At 67.7% G+C, this 17,020-nt stretch carries 18 protein-coding genes; 6 read left to right on the forward strand and 12 right to left on the reverse strand.

Annotated elements, in window-relative coordinates; translation table 11 throughout:
- The coding region (locus Q0627_RS22585) for a GTP-binding protein (RefSeq protein ID WP_367180790.1) at nt 1-79 on the reverse strand (79 nt) is incomplete at its 3' end.
- 126 nt (nt 80-205) lie between these two features.
- Between Q0627_RS22585 and Q0627_RS21970 the strand changes: the two genes are divergently transcribed.
- Nucleotides 206-382, forward strand: coding sequence for a hypothetical protein (locus Q0627_RS21970; protein ID WP_291012681.1), 177 nt, complete (start codon nt 206-208; stop codon nt 380-382).
- Nucleotides 383-445: 63 nt separating this feature from the next.
- On the opposite strand, the gene Q0627_RS21975 is transcribed toward Q0627_RS21970, so the two are convergent.
- The 4 genes from Q0627_RS21975 to Q0627_RS21990 are packed head-to-tail and all read right to left on the reverse strand — an operon-like array spanning nt 446 to nt 4,613.
- The gene (locus Q0627_RS21975) at nt 446-862 is read right to left on the reverse strand and encodes a (deoxy)nucleoside triphosphate pyrophosphohydrolase (protein WP_291012683.1); all 417 of its coding nucleotides are present in this window, start codon (nt 860-862) and stop codon (nt 446-448) included.
- A 51-nt stretch (nt 863-913) separates the two neighbouring features.
- Nucleotides 914-1,951 carry an ABC transporter ATP-binding protein gene (locus Q0627_RS21980; RefSeq protein WP_298812892.1) on the reverse strand — a complete coding sequence of 346 codons (1,038 nt, stop codon included), beginning with the start codon at nt 1,949-1,951 and terminating at the stop codon, nt 914-916.
- Nucleotides 1,951-3,597: an iron ABC transporter permease gene (locus Q0627_RS21985; protein WP_298812923.1), complete on the reverse strand. Its 1,647-nt coding sequence runs from the start codon at nt 3,595-3,597 to the stop codon at nt 1,951-1,953. The genes Q0627_RS21980 and Q0627_RS21985 overlap by 1 nt, the downstream gene beginning before the upstream one ends.
- A complete protein-coding gene (locus Q0627_RS21990) occupies nt 3,597-4,613 on the reverse strand; it encodes a thiamine ABC transporter substrate binding subunit (RefSeq protein ID WP_298812927.1) in 1,017 nt (338 codons plus the stop codon). Before Q0627_RS21990 ends, Q0627_RS21985 begins: the two co-directional genes overlap by 1 nt.
- A 393-nt stretch (nt 4,614-5,006) precedes the next feature.
- Here Q0627_RS21990 and Q0627_RS21995 point away from each other — a divergent pair, with 393 nt between their 5' ends.
- The 5 genes from Q0627_RS21995 (at nt 5,007) to Q0627_RS22015 (ending at nt 9,633) form a co-directional block, all read left to right on the forward strand.
- A complete protein-coding gene (locus Q0627_RS21995) occupies nt 5,007-5,843 on the forward strand; it encodes a hypothetical protein (RefSeq protein ID WP_298812895.1) in 837 nt (278 codons plus the stop codon).
- A 276-nt stretch (nt 5,844-6,119) separates the two neighbouring features.
- Entirely contained in the window at nt 6,120-7,262 is a 1,143-nt protein-coding gene (locus Q0627_RS22000; RefSeq protein WP_298812897.1) for a hypothetical protein, read from the forward strand.
- 11 nt (nt 7,263-7,273) lie between these two features.
- Nucleotides 7,274-7,987, forward strand: a complete 714-nt coding sequence (locus Q0627_RS22005) for a lysoplasmalogenase family protein (protein WP_298812900.1) — start codon at nt 7,274-7,276, stop codon at nt 7,985-7,987.
- Nucleotides 7,988-8,027: 40 nt separating this feature from the next.
- Nucleotides 8,028-8,600, forward strand: coding sequence for an HhH-GPD-type base excision DNA repair protein (locus Q0627_RS22010; RefSeq protein WP_298812903.1), 573 nt, complete (start codon nt 8,028-8,030; stop codon nt 8,598-8,600).
- A 106-nt stretch (nt 8,601-8,706) separates the two neighbouring features.
- Nucleotides 8,707-9,633 (forward strand): hypothetical protein, encoded by a 927-nt coding sequence (locus Q0627_RS22015; protein ID WP_298812905.1) that lies wholly within the window; start codon nt 8,707-8,709, stop codon nt 9,631-9,633.
- Nucleotides 9,634-9,682: 49 nt separating this feature from the next.
- On the opposite strand, the gene Q0627_RS22020 is transcribed toward Q0627_RS22015, so the two are convergent.
- From Q0627_RS22020 to Q0627_RS22050, 7 genes are all read right to left on the reverse strand, one after another.
- Entirely contained in the window at nt 9,683-11,095 is a 1,413-nt protein-coding gene (locus Q0627_RS22020) for a wax ester/triacylglycerol synthase domain-containing protein (RefSeq protein WP_291013183.1), read from the reverse strand.
- 81 nt (nt 11,096-11,176) lie between these two features.
- Nucleotides 11,177-12,532 (reverse strand): WS/DGAT domain-containing protein, encoded by a 1,356-nt coding sequence (locus Q0627_RS22025; protein ID WP_298812908.1) that lies wholly within the window; start codon nt 12,530-12,532, stop codon nt 11,177-11,179.
- Nucleotides 12,533-12,536: 4 nt separating this feature from the next.
- The gene (locus tag Q0627_RS22030) at nt 12,537-13,796 is read right to left on the reverse strand and encodes a serine protease (protein WP_298812911.1); all 1,260 of its coding nucleotides are present in this window, start codon (nt 13,794-13,796) and stop codon (nt 12,537-12,539) included.
- Nucleotides 13,797-14,027: 231 nt separating this feature from the next.
- Nucleotides 14,028-14,711 carry a GntR family transcriptional regulator gene (locus Q0627_RS22035; RefSeq protein ID WP_298812914.1) on the reverse strand — a complete coding sequence of 228 codons (684 nt, stop codon included), beginning with the start codon at nt 14,709-14,711 and terminating at the stop codon, nt 14,028-14,030.
- Between the two features lie 59 nt (nt 14,712-14,770).
- The gene (gene urtE / locus Q0627_RS22040) at nt 14,771-15,463 is read right to left on the reverse strand and encodes an urea ABC transporter ATP-binding subunit UrtE (RefSeq protein WP_291017057.1); all 693 of its coding nucleotides are present in this window, start codon (nt 15,461-15,463) and stop codon (nt 14,771-14,773) included.
- 2 nt (nt 15,464-15,465) lie between these two features.
- Nucleotides 15,466-16,302 carry an urea ABC transporter ATP-binding protein UrtD gene (urtD, locus tag Q0627_RS22045; protein WP_298812917.1) on the reverse strand — a complete coding sequence of 279 codons (837 nt, stop codon included), beginning with the start codon at nt 16,300-16,302 and terminating at the stop codon, nt 15,466-15,468.
- On the reverse strand, nt 16,299-17,020 hold a 722-nt coding region (locus tag Q0627_RS22050), incomplete at its 5' end, for a branched-chain amino acid ABC transporter permease (protein WP_298812920.1). The genes Q0627_RS22050 and urtD, both read right to left, overlap by 4 nt.

Below are 17,020 nucleotides of genomic sequence, written 5' to 3' on the forward strand. Positions count from 1 at the left end.
TCGCATCGACCAGCGTGGTCTTACCATGGTCGACGTGCGCGACGATCGCGACGTTGCGGAAGTTGGGGGCAGCGCTCACTGACTCTCTCCAGGTGTTGGGCAGTACGAATCCGCCGTGATCGGCAGGTCAACCGGCCCATGGTAGCGCCTCGGTGCTGTGAGATGCCGATCACAGGGTTCGCTTAGGCACTGCTAACGTCGATTCATGGGCAAGGTCAACCCCGCCAAAGTCGGCGGAATGAAGGCGAAGAAGAAGTGCTGTAAGAAGAAGACGCGGTGCGTGCGCTGCCCCGTGGTCATTCACCGGATGCGCAAACTCGACACCCGCCGCATGTCCAAGAAGGAACTCGACCACGCCCTGAAAAAGGCCCGCGCCTCCTGACCGACCCCGTCCGACCAGCCCCGTCGGGGTGCCCACGGTTCGCCCAGTTACGCATCCGTCCAGTTACCCATCCGCCCAGTTGCTCAGCAGCCCGATCAGCTCGTCGAGCCATGCCACGCTCGAGGCCATCAGTACCCCGGCCTCATTCATCCGCCGCAACTCGGCCACGTCCACCCAGCGCAGGTCGGCGTGTTCGAGTGCGCGAGGCGTTCCACCGGTCTGCCGGGCGCGCAGCGCCACCACCTCGAATCCGGGTATCCCGGTCACGACCTCGCCCACCTGCTCGCCGGCCTCCACGCGCATACCGAGTTCTTCGACGATCTCGCGTTCGAGCGCGGCCTGCCACGTCTCGCCGTCCTCGACCTTGCCACCCGGGAGCTCCCACAGCCCCGCGTCTTCGGGCGGGGAACTGCGCTGTGCCAACAGCAGTGTCGACGTTGACGGATCGATGATCACTGCGGCGACGACGATTCGGGTCATCCTGCTCCTCTGCACGCTTGGACGATCGGGGTGCCGAACGAGGTACCGATGTTACCGAACAGGCGACGGTCCCAGCAGCGCGATCCTGTCGACGTCCAGGCGCAGGAGCGCCTTGTCGCCGGGCGCCAACCGGTCGGACGGTGCCGTCGCCGGCAGGACGCCGATCGGTGTCGACACGTCGACGCGCACACCGGTCGGCAGGACGGCTGCATAGACCACTTCCGCGACAACCCCACCTTCCCGGATGTCATCCGAAAGCGGTATGGCCACAACAGATTCCGGGCGAAGACCAAGTCGTATCGGTCCTTCGGGGAGGTCGATCGCAAACTCGCCGAGCGCACAGGAGGCCACACCCCGTTTCACTGTAGCGTCGAGAATCGTTGTGACGCCGAGAAATTCGGCGGACCACTCGTCGATCGGATTGCGCCACAGGCGGGCCGGCGTGTCGGTCTGCACGATCCGGCCCTCGCGCATCACCGACACCCGGTCGGCCATCAGCGCGGCCTCGGTGTGATCGTGGGTCACGATCACCGTCGGCGTGGACGTCTCGCGCACGATCGCAGCGATGTCGACCGCGAGCCGGTCGCGCAGAAGTTTGTCGAGCGCGGCGAGCGGTTCGTCGAGCAGCAGCAGCCGTGGCCGCGGTGCCAGGGCACGCGCTAACGCGACGCGCTGGGCCTGTCCGCCGGAGATCTCCCGTACAGAGCGCTGCCCGTAACCGGACAAGCCGACCAACTCCAGCATCTCCTGCACCCGTGCCTCGACGTCGCGGCGTCTCCAGCGGCGCATCTTCAGCCCGTAGCCGACGTTCGCGGCCACCGAGCGTCCGTCGAACAGTTGCCCGTCCTGGAACACCACCCCGAAGTCGCGCCGGTGCGCGGGCACCCTCGCCAGGTCCTGTCCGCCGAAGGCGATATGCCCGGCCACCAGGGGCTCCAGACCGGCGATGGCCCGCAGCAGAGTGGACTTTCCGCAGCCCGACGGTCCGAGCAGCGCGGCCACCGGAGTCTGTGTGCCAACCGTCCAGCTCAGCTCGTCGATCACCACGTCGGCGCCGTAGCGCACCCGGATCCCGTCGATCTCGAGCATCAGTTCACCGCCGTCCGGGGCCGCACCGGACGGCGGCGATCGGCCCGCCTGCCGAACAGCTCGATGACGCCGACGGCGACGGCGGTGACGGCCACCAGCAGCATCGCCGAGGCCATCGCGGTGGCCAGGTTGTCAGCGCCGGGCCGGTTGAGGCCCGAACCGATGAGCACCGGCAGCGTCGTCGTGTCGGCGCGGGCCAGGAAACCGGTCGCACCGAACTCACCGAGCGCCATCACGAAGGCGAATCCGCTCGCAGCCCCGAGGCTGCCGCCGATGGTGGGCACGTCGATGGTGAGAAACACCCGCCACGGCGACGCCCCGCAGACCACCGCTGCTTGACGCAGCCGGGGTGGCACCGACGCGAGCGCCGGCAGCAGCACCCGAATCACGAACGGCACCGCGATGAGCGCCTGCACACACGGGATTATCAGCGACGAGTCCGACACCCCCGCGGGAAGCTGAGCCAGCGCGATCAGGTACCCGAAGCCCAGGGTCACCGCACTGATGCCCAGCGGAATCATCGCCAGCACATTGCCGACGACCGCGACCACGCCCGTCGCCCGGTGCAGCGAGATCGCCCCGAGCGTCCCCACGATCACCGCGATGAGCGTCGCCGATGCGGCGGTGGTGAGCGAGTAGCCGAGGGTGTCCAGGGGGCTGATGCCGTTCACGTCGTCGGCCAGCCCGCGATAGCCGCGCAGCGTCCAGCCGCCGCCCGCCGTCGGCCGCACCGAACGGACGGCCAGCACCAGCAGCGGCGCCACCAGCAGCACCAGCGTGTACACGACGGCCGCCGACACAGCGAGCCACTGCAGTCCGTGCGGTCGTCGGCGCCGCGGCCGATCATGGGCCGAGCCCGACGCGGACGGGTCGGCGAAGATCCTGGTCAGCAGCAGCGCACCGATCACGACGACGATCTGCAGCAGCGACAGCGCCACCGCCTCCGGAATCCGGAAGTAGCCGATCGCCTGCTGGTAGATCTCGGTCTCCAGTGTCCGCAACCGGCCGTCGCCGAGGATGATGATCACGCCGAAACTGGTGGAGCAGAACAGGAACACCAGCGACGCCGCGGCCCCGATCGCAGGCAGCAACGGCGGCAGCAGCACCGTGACGAACGCCCGCACGGGGCCGGCGCCGAGGCAGCGGGCCGCTTCGGCGGCGCGGGTGGCCTGTGAGCGCATCGCGGCCCCGACGACCCGCACGAACACCGCCACGTTGAGAAAGACGTGCGCGAGCAGGACCGCCCAGAAGCCCGACTCGATCCCCAGGCCGGCCAGCGGACCGCCGAGCACGGCCCGGAAGACGATGCCCACCACCACAGTCGGCAGCACGAACGGCACGGTCACCGCCACCATCAGCAGTCCAGAACCGGGCAGATCCACGCGGGCGATCAGCCATACGATCGGAATCGACACGACGGCCACGAGCACGGTCGAGGCAAGCGCCTGCCCGAGGGTCATCCCGAGCAGACCGAAGGCATCGGTGTTGCGCAGCAGCCTGCCGACGCCGGTTCCGTCGGAAGCACCGGCCGCACGGTGGATCAGCGCGAGGACCGGCCACCCGAAGAACACCGCGACAAAGGCCACCGGGACGAGTGTGACCAGACCGAGCCCCAGGCGTGCGAACGCGCGGGTGGCCGCGGGCATCAGCGCCCGACGGCGTCTCGCCACTGCTGGAGCCATTGCTCACGGTTCTTGGCGATGACGGCGGGCGGGATCTTGATCGTCCACGCCGGGACGGGGGCGCGTTGCTGCCAGCCGTCGGGCAGCGGCGTGCCCTTCTGCACCGGATAGACGTACATCGACGACGGCAGTTCACGCTGGACGGTCTGGCTCAGCATGAAGTCGACGACCTTGCGGGCTCCCTCGACGTTCTTGGCACCCTTGAGGATGCCGACGTACTCGACCTGTCCGAAGCAGCTGTCCAGCAGTGCGGAGGTACCCGGAGTGGCCGCCGGTGACGACGCGTACGACAGCACGATCGGCTTCTGCCCGCGGCCTTCACCCGCCGAGAACAGCTGGTTATAGGCGATCTCCCAGCCCGAGACGATGGTGGCCTTGTTGGCGACCATCTTCTTCCAGTACTCCTGCCAGCCGCGCGGGTCGGCGTTGACGGTGGTCAGCAGGAAGGCCATGCCGGGCGAGGACGTGCCCGGATCGAGTAGTGCCGACAGGTTTGCGTACTTCGCGTCCGTCAGGTCGCGGAAGCTCTTGGGCGGAGTCATATCGTGCTTCTCGAACCACGAGTCGTCGAGGTTCAGGCACACGTCGCCACGGGTGACGGCGGTCAGCTCGTTGTTCGAGTCCGCGACGGCATAAGCCGACGCGCCGTCGACCGCCGCCGGCGACTTGTACGGTTCGAGTGCGCCGTTCTCGATGGGGCGCGAGGCGAAAGTGTTGTCGATGCCGAAGACGACGTCGGCCTTGGGTTTGCCGGGGGTCAGCGAGATGGTGGACGCGAGCGCGCCCGCATCGCCGGACTTGATCACCTTGAGCGTGAGTCCGGTTTCCTCGGTGAAGGCCTCGTACACGGATTCGGGTAGTTCGAAGGAATCATGGGTGAGCATGACAACCTCGCTGCCGCCCGCGGCCGACGAATCGTCGTCACCGCACGCGGTCAGTCCCGCGCCGAGCAGCCCGCATACGGCGGCCATCGCCGCCATGGTGACGGCCCGGGACGGCTTTCCCACTCCCCTGCGCGGACGCTTTACGCTCAGCCAGCTGACGGTCACTTCTGTGGTCCTCACGGTCTAATTCACGCATTTGACGACTCGCCGGTGTCGGTGAGTTCATCCGATCTAACCAGGCAAAAGTCCGGCGCTTCGCTCCACCTGTCGCGAAGCTCTGCATCATCGGAGTATCATGTGCCACAGTAGATAACAACTTTATCATCATTACCAGATGCAACTCGGCGCCTGCGGTAGTCTGCTGATCAGTCACCCCACACGCATGCGTAGAATATGCGGCGACTCGCCCCGTCCAGACCTATCGATAGGACTCAACACGTGCGCTTGCCAGCCCACCCGTCCCCGCGTACGCCACGACGTGCGGCTCGCATGGTTCTTACTGCCACTGCCATCGCGGCCGCGACTTCGCTGACCGTTCCGGCGGCGCACGCCGCGCCCGCATCCGCACCGGCGGTCAAGCTCGACAAGCGGGTCCTCGACTCGATGGGCGTGTTCGCACCGGCGATCATCGGCGCCATCACCACCCCTGGCCCCAACGGCAAGGTCAACGCCGGTCTCATCAAGCAGGCCAGGAGCCTGTCGGCCACGCCGGGTCTGCCCGCCGACGCCGCGAAGATGTGGAACAAGGTGATGGACTTCGTCGGCGAGCCCGGCGCCAAGAGCCTGGTCGCCGAGCAGAAGGCCGCCGCCGACAAGAGGCTCGCGCCCACGATCGGCGTCCAGAAGTACGCGAAGAAGAACGCCGAGAGCGAGCCGGTGATCCCGAGCGGACCCACCGCGCCGAAGATCCAGGAGTTCCTGTATCCGACCATCGGCATCGGCTGCATGGGCACCTCCGACGGCTTCACCGCCTCGCTCGGCCGTGCACTCGTGACCGCGGGTCCCCAGGAGGCTCCTGCCCCCGGACCCAAGGTGGGCGAGGCCGGCTACGTGTACACCGCACTCGGCACCGGCCCCGCGCTGAACAACCCCACCCAGAAGCTGTGGGTGAGCTGGCTCAACATCGACACCGGACGCAACGGCCGGACCGAGCTCAGGCGCAACGAGAAGATCAACGTCGCCGACGGCCCCGGCACCTTCACCGGTATCGCCCGCACCGGCAAGGGCCGCGTCATCTCCACGATCCACGGCACCGTCACCACCAAGAGCAAGGGCAAGGTGGCCACCTGCGGGATCGCCCCGACGATCGGGCTCGCCCTCATCTGATCTCACCCTCGAGGCTTTTCCACGAGACCCCCGGCAACCAGCCGGGGGTCTCGTGCCGTATGTGGGCCCGCCCGGAGCCGGGCGTCGACTCGCAATTCCAGGAGAGGCAAAGTCGCAAGTTCATCACGGCACAAGGTCAGCACTTGAGGTAGCGCGCAGAGAATGGTTCTGTAACATCACCAGTCACATCAGTAACTTGAGTAACGGATGTCGTCTGTCGCGTTCGACTCCGCGATAGCCGGACCGTGCTCAGGGAACGAACGTCGAGGAGAACTCATGATCGGGAACCGGATCAGCGAACGGGTGGCACACGCCGGCAGCCGTATCCGTTCCGTTCGCGTCGCCACCGCGACACTGGCCGTTGGAGCGGTGACAGCGCTGGCCATCGCGCTGCCCGTCGGTACTGCCGTCGCAGCGCCACATAATTCCGGACCGGGCGCTCACTCCCCGACCCGCACGGCCAAGCTCCTCGATGTCCGAAGGCCGGCGGACCGAAAGCGCGTGATACCCCGCACCGACCGGCTGCCGACCCGCCAGGAGATCGAAGCGATCGCGGTACCGCTGGACCGCGAACTGGCCGGTGTGGTGCGCATGCTCAAGGCCGCGGGCATCGACCAGATGGCGTTGCAGGCCGCCCAGGTCATCTTCGCCAGCCGCGGACAACTGACCGTCGAATCACTCAACGCCGCGGTGATGTCGGTCTACAACAGCATCGGCAAGACGCGCACCGGCTACGCCGACCGCCCCGACGGTCGGCCGGTACAGTCATCGCGCTCGACCAAGCCCGTCCGCGAAGCCGGAGCGCCACGCCGGCGGACCTCATCCCCGAACGCCGCCCTTCGGACGTTCACCCCGAAATCGTCACCGATCTGTACCCGGTCCACCTCCGACAACCCGCTCGGACTGACCACGCCCGTCGGTCAGCTCAGCGGTCGGTGGCCGGTCACCGAAGCCCCTGCCGACCAGGTCGGCGTGCAGCGGTCGGCACTGCCCCGGTTGGTCCTGCCCGCGGCGATCGATCGCAAGCTCATCCCCACCGGTGAGGTCGCCTTCGCGCTGATCCCGCCCGCACCGGAGAAGGCCGCGCCAGCCGGCAAACAGGCAACGAAGCCAGGCCCCCCGCAGAAGGCCGGCACCACGCAGAAGGCCGGCGCCAAGAAGGCAGCATCGGCGAAGGCCCCGGCCGCCGCACCGCTGCGCATCGCATGGCTCAACACGACGACGCTGCAGGGCGGATTCGCCGACCTGGACACCGACGCCTCCACCAGATCGTGGTTGCGCAAGCTGGCCGGTTCCCACGGCCTCCGGCTGGCTCCCGTGAAGTCCCGGTACGGCACCGAACTGGCCGTGGTGTCGCGTGAATCCGGCGACGAACGCGGTTGCTCGTTCGTTCCGGCGATCAGCCTGGCCGGTGTGTGAGATCGTCACCCATGGCAACCTCTCGCCGGAAACCCTCCCGAACCGTGCTCACCGCGGGCATCTACGCGCTTACTGCCGCGGCCGCCACCGCAGCCGGCGCGAGCGGCAACGGCAGGCTCGCCGCATGGACCAAACCGCTGCCGATGCTTGTGTTGGGCGCGGCCACCGCGACCGCGATACGCGAGGAGGGCACGCACCCCGTCGATGCGGCCCTTCTGGTCGGCGCGATCGGATTCTCGACGGCCGGTGACCGCGCGATGCTGCTGGAGGAGTTCGGCACCGACGAGCACACGCGCGAGCGACATCTGGCCGTCGGCGCCGGCCTGTTCGCAGGTGCGCAGGCGAGCTTGTGTGCGCTGCTGCTGCGCCGCGGGGCCCGCCTCCACGCCAGGACGCTGGTCCCGCGCACAGCACTGCTCGGCGAGTCCGCGGCAATCCTGGCCACCAAGAACCCGGCCGCGCTGACTGTGCTCGGCCCCTACGGGAACTCGCTGGCCGTCATGTCCGCGCTCGCCTCCGACGCCCCGCAGCCACAGCCCGCGCTGCGCGTCGGTGGCCTCCTCTTCGTACTCTCCGACCTGGCCATCATCAACCGCCGATATCTGCTCACCGGTACACGTTCACGCACACTGGCCGAGGCGTGGGTGCTCGGCTCCTACTTCGCCGCGCAGTGGCTGCTCGTCACCTCGCTGAGCACGCCGAAGCTCGCCGCCCACTCCGGGTGATCCGGCGCCGCACCGCGACAGGGCTCACTACGATGAGTCCATGGCTGAACTCCACATCGCGCAGGACACGGTCGCCGACGAACTGCTGTCCACAGACGCATTCGCGCTGCTGACCGGAATGCTCCTCGATCAACAGTTCCCGATGGAACGCGCCTTCGCGGGCCCTGCCAAGATCAAGGAGCGGTTCGGCACCCTCGACCCGGAGGCCATCTCCGCCGCCGATCCCGAGGCATTCGCCGATCTGTGTGCCACGCCACCGGCGGTGCACCGGTACGGCCGGTCGATGGCCGGCCGCGTGCAGGCCCTGGCCGCGACCGTGGTGGCCGACTACGACGGCGATGCGGAGAACATCTGGACTCAGGCCCGCGACGGCCGGGATCTGTTCGCGCGGGTGCGGGCTCTGCCCGGCTTCGGTGAGCAGAAGGCCAAGATCTTCGTGGCCCTGCTGGCCAAGCAACTCGGGGTCAAGCCAGCCGGGTGGACCACGGTGACCGGTGACTACGGCAAGAAGGGTTTCCGGTCCGTCGCCGATGTCACCGACCCGGACTCACTGCAGAAGGTGCGTGACTTCAAGAAGGCGGCGAAGGCCGCGGCCAAGGCCGCCACGTCGTGATCGGAGGGACCACCACCGCCTACGCACGCCCGGGACCGATTTTCGTGGGTCGTTTTTGCCCAAGCCGTGCGCACCGCACGCACGTCGTGGCCTAGGGTTTGGTGCTATGGATCTCAATCCCTCCACCGCTCCCCGGAGCCTCATCGAGCTGCCGTTCCGTTTGGGCTTCGCCATCACCGGCGTCGCATTGACCGCGACCGAGTCCGCGGTCAACATCGCCCGCATCACCGCCGACAGCGTCCAGAACGAGATCAATCACACCCTCGGCGTCGAGGGCAGTGACGAACTCGGCGCCGCACGGACCCCGCTCGCCCTGATGGCCCAGCTCGCCGACCTGCTCGGTCCGGACCGGCCGTTCGGCCGCATCCTGGGTGCCGGCGGCCCGCTCGAACGCATCCTGGTGCACGGCGGCGTGGTCGACAGGCTCGTCGCCCCGGACGGTCTCCTGGAGAAGGCCACCGCCAAGGGCGGCCTGCTCGACCAGATCACCGAGGAAGGCGGCATCCTGATGCGGGTCGCCGCACAGGGCGGCCCGCTGGACCGGCTCACCCGCGACGGCGGCGTCATCGACCAGATCACCGACAACGAGGGCATTCTCGAACGCCTCACCACCGCCGGCGGCGTGCTCGACAAACTCACCGCGCCCGACGGTGTGCTCGACAAGATCAGCGCCCCCGGCGGCATCCTGGACCGGATGGTCGAGGACGACGGACTGCTCGAGCAGCTCGTCGGCGAGGGCGGCGCCGTCGAGCGGGCGATCGCCCCGGGCGGTCCGCTCGATCGCATCGCCGAACTCACCGAGATGATCGGACAGCTCGCACCGACGCTGATCGCCATGCAGGACACCGTGCACGAGCTGTCCGAGACCGTTGAACTGCTCACCGCGAGTGTCGCGCCGCTCGGCGGCCTGGCCGAACGCCTCCCCAAGCGGCTCATGGCCAAGCCGCGCCCGTCCGTCGGGGGTTCCGCCGGCCACGGTCAGCCCCGCGCGCTCGGCACATCGTCGACGTCCGACGACGATCACCACCACTGAGCAGCGCGCGGCGCCGGGCCGGTGATCGCCGGCCCGGCGGCCGTACCTGTCAGGGTTGCGGCGAACCTTCGGCGGCAACGCGATCCAGCGCACGCCGCAGCATGTCGACATAGGCGTCGGCGTCGACGATATCCGGTGACGTGATGACCGAGATCGCCACCACCGGTCCTATCCCGATCACGCCGTGTCCGAGCCCCATGTACTCGGTGAGGTAGGGAAAACCCGCGGCAAACCGGATCCGGCCACCGGCCAGCGCGCCATCAAGCCGGCCACCTGTCATCGGAAGGTCGGCCGATTCCGCGTTTACCGACGTCACGACCGTGACGCCGGTGACCGTATCCGAGGTCGCGCGCGTTTCGAGCCGCCGGAGGCCCCAGCGCGCCAAGAACGCCGGGAGCGCCGATTCTGCCCGTGCCCCGGCAACCATCACCGGAGTGCGTATTGCCACCCGCTGCTGTATCGCGGTCAACTCCCCTGCGATCCTCGCCATGCGTTCCCCCACGGCATCGGTCTCCGGATACAGATCGATCGGGAGATTGCCGTAGTTGTTGTGCGAGCCCGGACACGGCGGTAGCCCGACCGGCACCGCAGCTGTCCGTCGGTGTGCTGGGCCGAGCAACTCATCAAGGGCATACGAGATTGCGGTCAGCGTTACGGCGGTGACACTGGGGCCGGTTGGTAACGCCCCACGGTCGAGCACGATCACGCGTAGCGTTCGCCCCGGGCCGGGCGATCGGTTGAGCTCGGTGAGTGGGACACCCATGGCCCACGGCCCACCGGCCATCGGGACACCGGTCACCCGACCGCGCCGCACGGCTTTCCGGCATTCCGCGAGCCATCGCAGACCCAGCCAAGCCGTCACAGCCACCGATACCGGCAAGCGCACCATTCCGGCAGCGGCCAAGCGCCATCGCATCAACTGCATCCGACCGGAGTCGGGACCGGTACGTCGCGTCGGAGCGTCCTGCGTCGGCTCACCGAACATCCCCAGGCAGATCGCCGCGGTACCACGCCCATCTGCCAAGGTGTGACTGATCTGCAAAGCCAGCACGATCGCCGCGCCGTCCTCGTCCGCACAACCTCGCGGCGCGCCGGCGATCGGGCCGAAAACATGTATCCGCCATGGACACTCGGTTGGGTCGAGTTGGTCACCGGCCAACTCGCCAATCCTGTCCAGGCTTTCCTGCCATGTTCGCACCGGATGCACGGCGAACGCGTCGGGCCCGATGTCCGAACGCACCCAGTGCGGCCAGTCGAGGTCGCCGGGCACATTCAGGACCCTCAGACACAGATCATCGATCCTCCGCGCCCGCTCCCGTAACTCACTGAGTACCGCATCCATGAACACCGAGGCATCGGGTGCGTCGAAACACAGATCGGGTGCGTCGAAACACAGGATGGTGAAAATGTCGCTGTGTTGCGTAGCCGAAGACCAGTACATGGCCGCGTCCACCGTCGACATCCTCTGCACCGGCGGACGGTACCACACCATACACAAACGGGCATACACCCGAAATCAGAGCGTAAACCGCAAGCACGCGGTCTATAGACGGCTCGGACCGACAGCAGATACCCGATCCAGCGCGCGACGCAGCATCTCGACGTAGGCGTCGACGTCGACGATCTCCGGCGACGTCGTGACCGAGATCGCGACCGCCGAGCCGATGCCGTGCACACCGTGGGTGAGCCCCTGACACGGCGACAGGGCGGGAAAGCCGGTCGTGAACCGGACACGGCCGCCGGCCAGGGCCAGATCGGCCGGTCCTCTGTTCACCGTCGACACGACGGTGACGCCGGTCACCGTGTCCGGTCTGGTACCGATGTCGAACTGCCGGATCGCCCAGTGCGCCAGGAACGCCGGGGTGGCGGACTCGGCCCGGTACGCGGACTCCGCCACGGGGTCGGGAGTCGCCGCTTTACGCTGCGCGGCGGTCACCTCCTCGGCGATTCTCGACATCCGCACGCCGACGTCGTCGGTCTCCTGGTGCAGGTCGACGGCGACGTTGCCGAAGTTGTTGCGCACGCCCGGCCGCGGTGGTCGACCGACTGTCAGTTCGGCCGTCCGCCGGGGTACCGGACCGAGCAGTTCATCGAGGGCGAACGAGATCGCGGTCAGCGCGGCTACGGTGACGCTATGGCCAGGGGGCAGCGAACGGCGATCGAGCACGATCACCCGCAACGTTCGCCCGGGTCCGGCCGACCGATTGAGTTCGGTGGCCGGAACACCCACCACCCCAGGCGCTTCCGGATGTGATCGACGGACGGCCGTCCGGTATTCGGCAAATGATCGCAGGCCCAGCCAGACCATCGAGGCAACCGACACCGGCAGCCGGGCCACACCCAGGGCGGCCGCTCCCCACCGCGCCGACGGTAGCCACCCGGAGACGGGCTCGTCACCTCCGGCGCCATACTGCGGCGGCACCACGCCGAACAGAGCCCGGCAGATCGCCGCCGTGCCGCGCCCGTCGGCCACCGCGTGACTGATCTGCAGGACCGCCACGATCGCCCGGCCCTCACCGGCGGAACAACCCCTCGGAGCCCCGGTGAGCGGCCCGAAAAGATGTATACGCCAAGCTGATTCGGATGGATCGACCTGGTCGTCGTTGAGTTCGCCGATCCTGTCGAGGCATTCGCGCCAGGTGAGCACCGGATACACGACGACCGCTTCGGGACCGACGCCGGAACCCACCCAATACGGGCGGTCGAGATCACCGGGAACGTTCAGAACCCGTAGCCGCAGGTCGCCGACGCCGCGCGCCCGTTCTCGCAACTCCCGCACCACCTCAGCCATGGAGACCGCGGGGTCGGGGGCGTCGAAGCAGTAGACGACGAACTGGTCGCTCGGCATGATCGCCGATCGCCAGTACATCGCCGCATCCGGGGCCGACATCCTCCGCATCGGTTCACGGTACCGACCCGGGGACCGAGCGCCGGGGTACCGCATGCGGGAGTGTCACGTGTCGGGCCACCGGGTGCCCGACCGCCGACGGGCCGGACCGCGGAATCGGGGACACCGCTGACCATCCGGCGAATTGCGGTGCGTAGTAGGGGCTTTGCGGAGGAACACCGGGCGGGTGGACCGGTGCGGGCATACGCGAACACCGGCGACGCAGCCGCACCGCGATGAATACGATCACCACCACCACGGCCACCACCACGGCCGCCGCACCGGCCACCGGTGCCGCCCAGGCCGACACCGACCATCGGCCTTCCGACTCCGGTTGTGCCAGAACGATATTGTTCGACGACAGGTAGCCACGCAGGGCCAGATTGTCGGTGATGAAGTTGAAGCTGTCGTTCTCCTGCGGCAGCGAGTTGCCGCAGGAGTTGGTGCCGATCACCTCGCCGGCGGAATTGACCGTCGGCCCACCGGACATACCGCTGCCCATCGTCGCCGAGACCTCCGTCCGGGCGATACCGGAATCGTCGACCTGCCGCGACGAGACCGTCCCCGTCTTGTACGACGGCTGCGGCACCTCGGCACCGGCAGCGTTCGGCTGCACCGCACCGGGAAAGCCGACGCTGATCACCGACTCCCCGAGCGTCGGCGTCTCATCGGAAACCACCAGCGCGGGGAGTTCTTTCACCGGGTTCACTTTGATGACGGCATTGTCGCCGGCCGTGAATCGCTGATAGTCCAGCACATCGGCGACGGCCCAGGACCGCAGTACCTGCGCCGGCCCCTCCGGTTGCCGTACGGACACCTCGACCATCGGAAAGCCGGCCCCGGCAGCACCGATGACGGGCCACTTCTCGGCGACCGCCTGCGCATATTTCTTGCGCAGCCAATCACTGTCCTTGCCAAGGGTTCTCGCCACGTCGATGACCGACTTCATCCGTAGCGCATTGCGGATCCCGTCGTCGTCGCCGTCCACGCAATGGCCTGCCGTGACAATATATCCGCGCGGATCGACCACGTATCCCGAGCACTGCCCGTTGACGACGAGCAATTCCGACCACGACGCGCCCACGGCGTCGGTCACCTTCACCCGGCCCATGAACCGGGTCCGGACGTATACCAGCGACGAGCCCACCTTCTCAATGACCGCCGCATTTCCCTGGTCTGCGACTGCCACCGGCACACCCGAGATCAATCCCGGCCCGGCCATCCCCGCGAACAGCAACCCCGACACGACAGCGACCCCAATGATCCTGCGCAGCACGCAGCCCCCTCATCCCCGCGCCGACCGGGCAGCGCCTCCCCCGGTTGTCCCACAGCCGCGATTCATGCGATGTGCCGAACTCCCCGGCCCCATGGGCAACAGACCGTACCCGACGGTCCCGCACCTGTCAGCCGTCGACCTGGCGGCCTGTGGACAACTCCCCCGATTCGCGCGATCAGAACCGCGTCGCGCGAATCGGTTGTCGCGACATTTGATTCGCGGGGTGCGGTTTCAGCCGCGGGAAGTGAGCCCGACCTCGACGAGGCGCCGCGAGTCGTCGATGTGGGCGGCGAGCGCGGCGCGGGCGCTGGTCAGATCCCCTGACAGGAGTGCCTGTGCGATCGTCACGTGGTCGGCGACGATCATCTCCGCACGCCCCGGCGTCGGATAGTCCAGCGACCACGCGGCCCTGATCGGCTTCTGCAACACTGTCAGGGCCTCCGCCAGCGCCGCGTTTCCCGACGATGTCAACAGGATCCGGTGAAAGGCATCGTCGGCGATCGCAAAGTCGATGTCGGCGACGAGCGGTCCGTCCCGCATCGCCAGCCACCGGTCCAGCTCCGGACGTAGCACCACCGGATCGTGACCGCCGGCCCGCCCGTCCCGGACGCGGTCCAGGCCCGCGAGCTCGACGAGCGCACGTGCGTCGTAGTACTCGGGCAGTCCGTCGAGCCGGGGTCGCACCGGGTACAGGATGTTGCCGCGCCGCTCGATCAACCCGTCGGACAGCAGCCGCGCCAGCGCCTCGCGTACCGGGGTGCGTGAGGCCCGGTACCGTTCGGCCAGCCGCTCCTCGCCCAGCCTCGTCCCCGGCCCGAACTCCCCGCCCGCCAGATCGCGTCGCAGTTCGCGATAGATGCGCTGCGACAACGATTCTCGCTGTGGAATCCGATACTTGTCCTTGGTCCCCGACATGACGCCCGCCTTTGGAATCGTCCCCCGAATTCAGCTGACCGCCCCGAATTCGCCCCCGATCAGATCGTCATGGCCTCGCGCACCTTCTGCTCGGCACCGGCGCCACCGGTGCCCGACGAGGTGACCCGGCCGCTTTCGAGCACGTAGTAGCGTTCGGCGGCGCCGAGGGCGAAACCGATGTGCTGTTCCACCAGCAGCACGCCCAGGCCACCCCGCTCGGTCAGCGAGGTGATCGTCTGCTCGATCTCGGCGACCACCGACGGCTGAATACCCTCGGTCGGTTCGTCGAGGATCAGCATCTTCGGCTCGGTGATCAGCGCCCGCGCGATCGCCAATTGCTGGCGTTGCCCGCCCGAGAGCAGACCCGCGCGGCGCGTGAGCAGATCCTTCAGCGCCGGAAACAGGTCGAGCATCTCGTCGATCAGTTCCTTTCCGCGTTTGCGGCCGTCGGCCACCACCTGCAGGTTCTCGGCGGTGGTCAGCTGCGGAAAGCTCTGCTGCCCCTGCGGAACATAAGCGATGCCACGGCGGACCCGGCCGCTGGGCCGCAGCGACGAGATGTCCTCGCCGTCGAACACGATCTTTCCCGAGTTGGTCTTGACCAGACCGATCGCCGCCCGCAGCAGGGTGGTCTTGCCCGCACCGTTGTGGCCCATCACCGCGACCACTCCGTCATCCGGAACCTCAAGGCTCACACCGTGAATCACCTCGGTACGCCCGTATCCCGCGCGCACGTCCTCCAGCACCAGCATGCTCATTCCCCTTCCACAGAAATATCGGCCCCGACGGCCGATGCGGTGCCGAGGTAGACCTCCTGCACCTTCGGATTGGCCTGGACCTGTGCCACCGACCCTTCGGCGATCACCTTGCCGCGGGCCAGCACCGACACCGACGTCGCGAACGAACGCATGAAATCCATGTCGTGTTCGACGACGACGACGGTGCGTTCACCGCCGATACGGCGCAGCAGCTGCCCGGTCTCCTCGCGTTCCTCACCACTCATCCCGGCCACCGGCTCGTCGAGGAGCAGTACAGATGCGTTCTGCACCAACAGCATTCCAATTTCGAGCCATTGTTTCTGGCCGTGTGCCAGTACGCCGGCCTTCGTCTCACGGTGATCGGCCAGGCCGATCGTCTCCAGTGCCTCGGCGATCTCGTCGGGAATTCCGGCCGGGCGCCGGCGCAGCATCGTCCACACCGAACGTCCGGCACCGGCCGCGATGTCGAGGTTCTGCAGCACGGTCAGTTCCTCGAAGACGCTGGCCGTCTGGAAGGTCCGGCCAATACCGAGCCGGGCGATCTGGTGGACCTTCTTGCCCACCAGTTCCACGCCCGACTTCTGAATGGAGCCTGTCGATTTCACCAGTCCGGTGATCGCGTCGATGATGGTCGTCTTGCCGGCGCCGTTGGGCCCGATGAGAAAGCGCAGATCGCCCTGCATCAGGGTCAGATCCACACCGTCGACGGCGTGGAAACCGTCGAACTCCACTCTCAGGTCACGGATCTGCAGGTACTCGCTGCTCATGCCCGCGTTGCCGCCGGCGACCGGCTCCGGTTCGGTGGTCGTGTTCACATCGGTTGCCGGGCTCATAGCGCTTTGGCTCCTTCTGCCGGGGAATTCCCGGAATCGGTTGCGACGGTGGCGATATCGGTGGTGGCCGACGATGTGGCCGGTGCCGGTTTCCACCGCTTGGCCAGTGCGCCGAGCCCGGCCAGACCGGCCGGGAAGAACCCGACGACCAGGATGAAGATGAGGCCCTGCGCGTAAGTCCAGCCGGACGGGAAGTTCTCCGACAGGCTCGTCTGCGCCCAGGCCACTGCGATCGCGCCGAGCACCGGGCCGAGCAACGTGGTGCGCCCACCGATGGCCACACCGATGAGGAAGGCGATCGACGGAACCACACCGATGTCGTTGGGTGAGACGATGCCGACGATCGGCACGAACAGCGCGCCGGCGATACTGGCGAACAGAGCGGCCACCGCATAGGCGACGACCTTGACATTGGCCGGGTCATATCCCAGGAACCGCACGCGCTCTTCCTGATCACGCACTGCCACAAGCAGTTCGCCGTAACGGCTGTACATGATCTGCCGGGTTACGGCGACGATCACGAGCAACGTGGCTGCGGTGATGAAGAACAGCAGGCGCCGGTTGGCCGGGTCGTTGAGCGCGAGTCCGAAGAAGCTCCGGAAGTGGTTGATGCCGTTGCTGCCGCCCGTCGTCTTCTGCTGACCGACCAGCAGGATCGCGAAGGCGGCCACCAGCGCCTGCGACAGGATCGCGAAGTAGGCGCCCTTGACCTTGCGTT

Origin of the sequence: uncultured Gordonia sp., from assembly GCF_937858515.1 — a bacterium.
Classification (GTDB): Bacteria; Actinomycetota; Actinomycetes; order Mycobacteriales; family Mycobacteriaceae; genus Gordonia.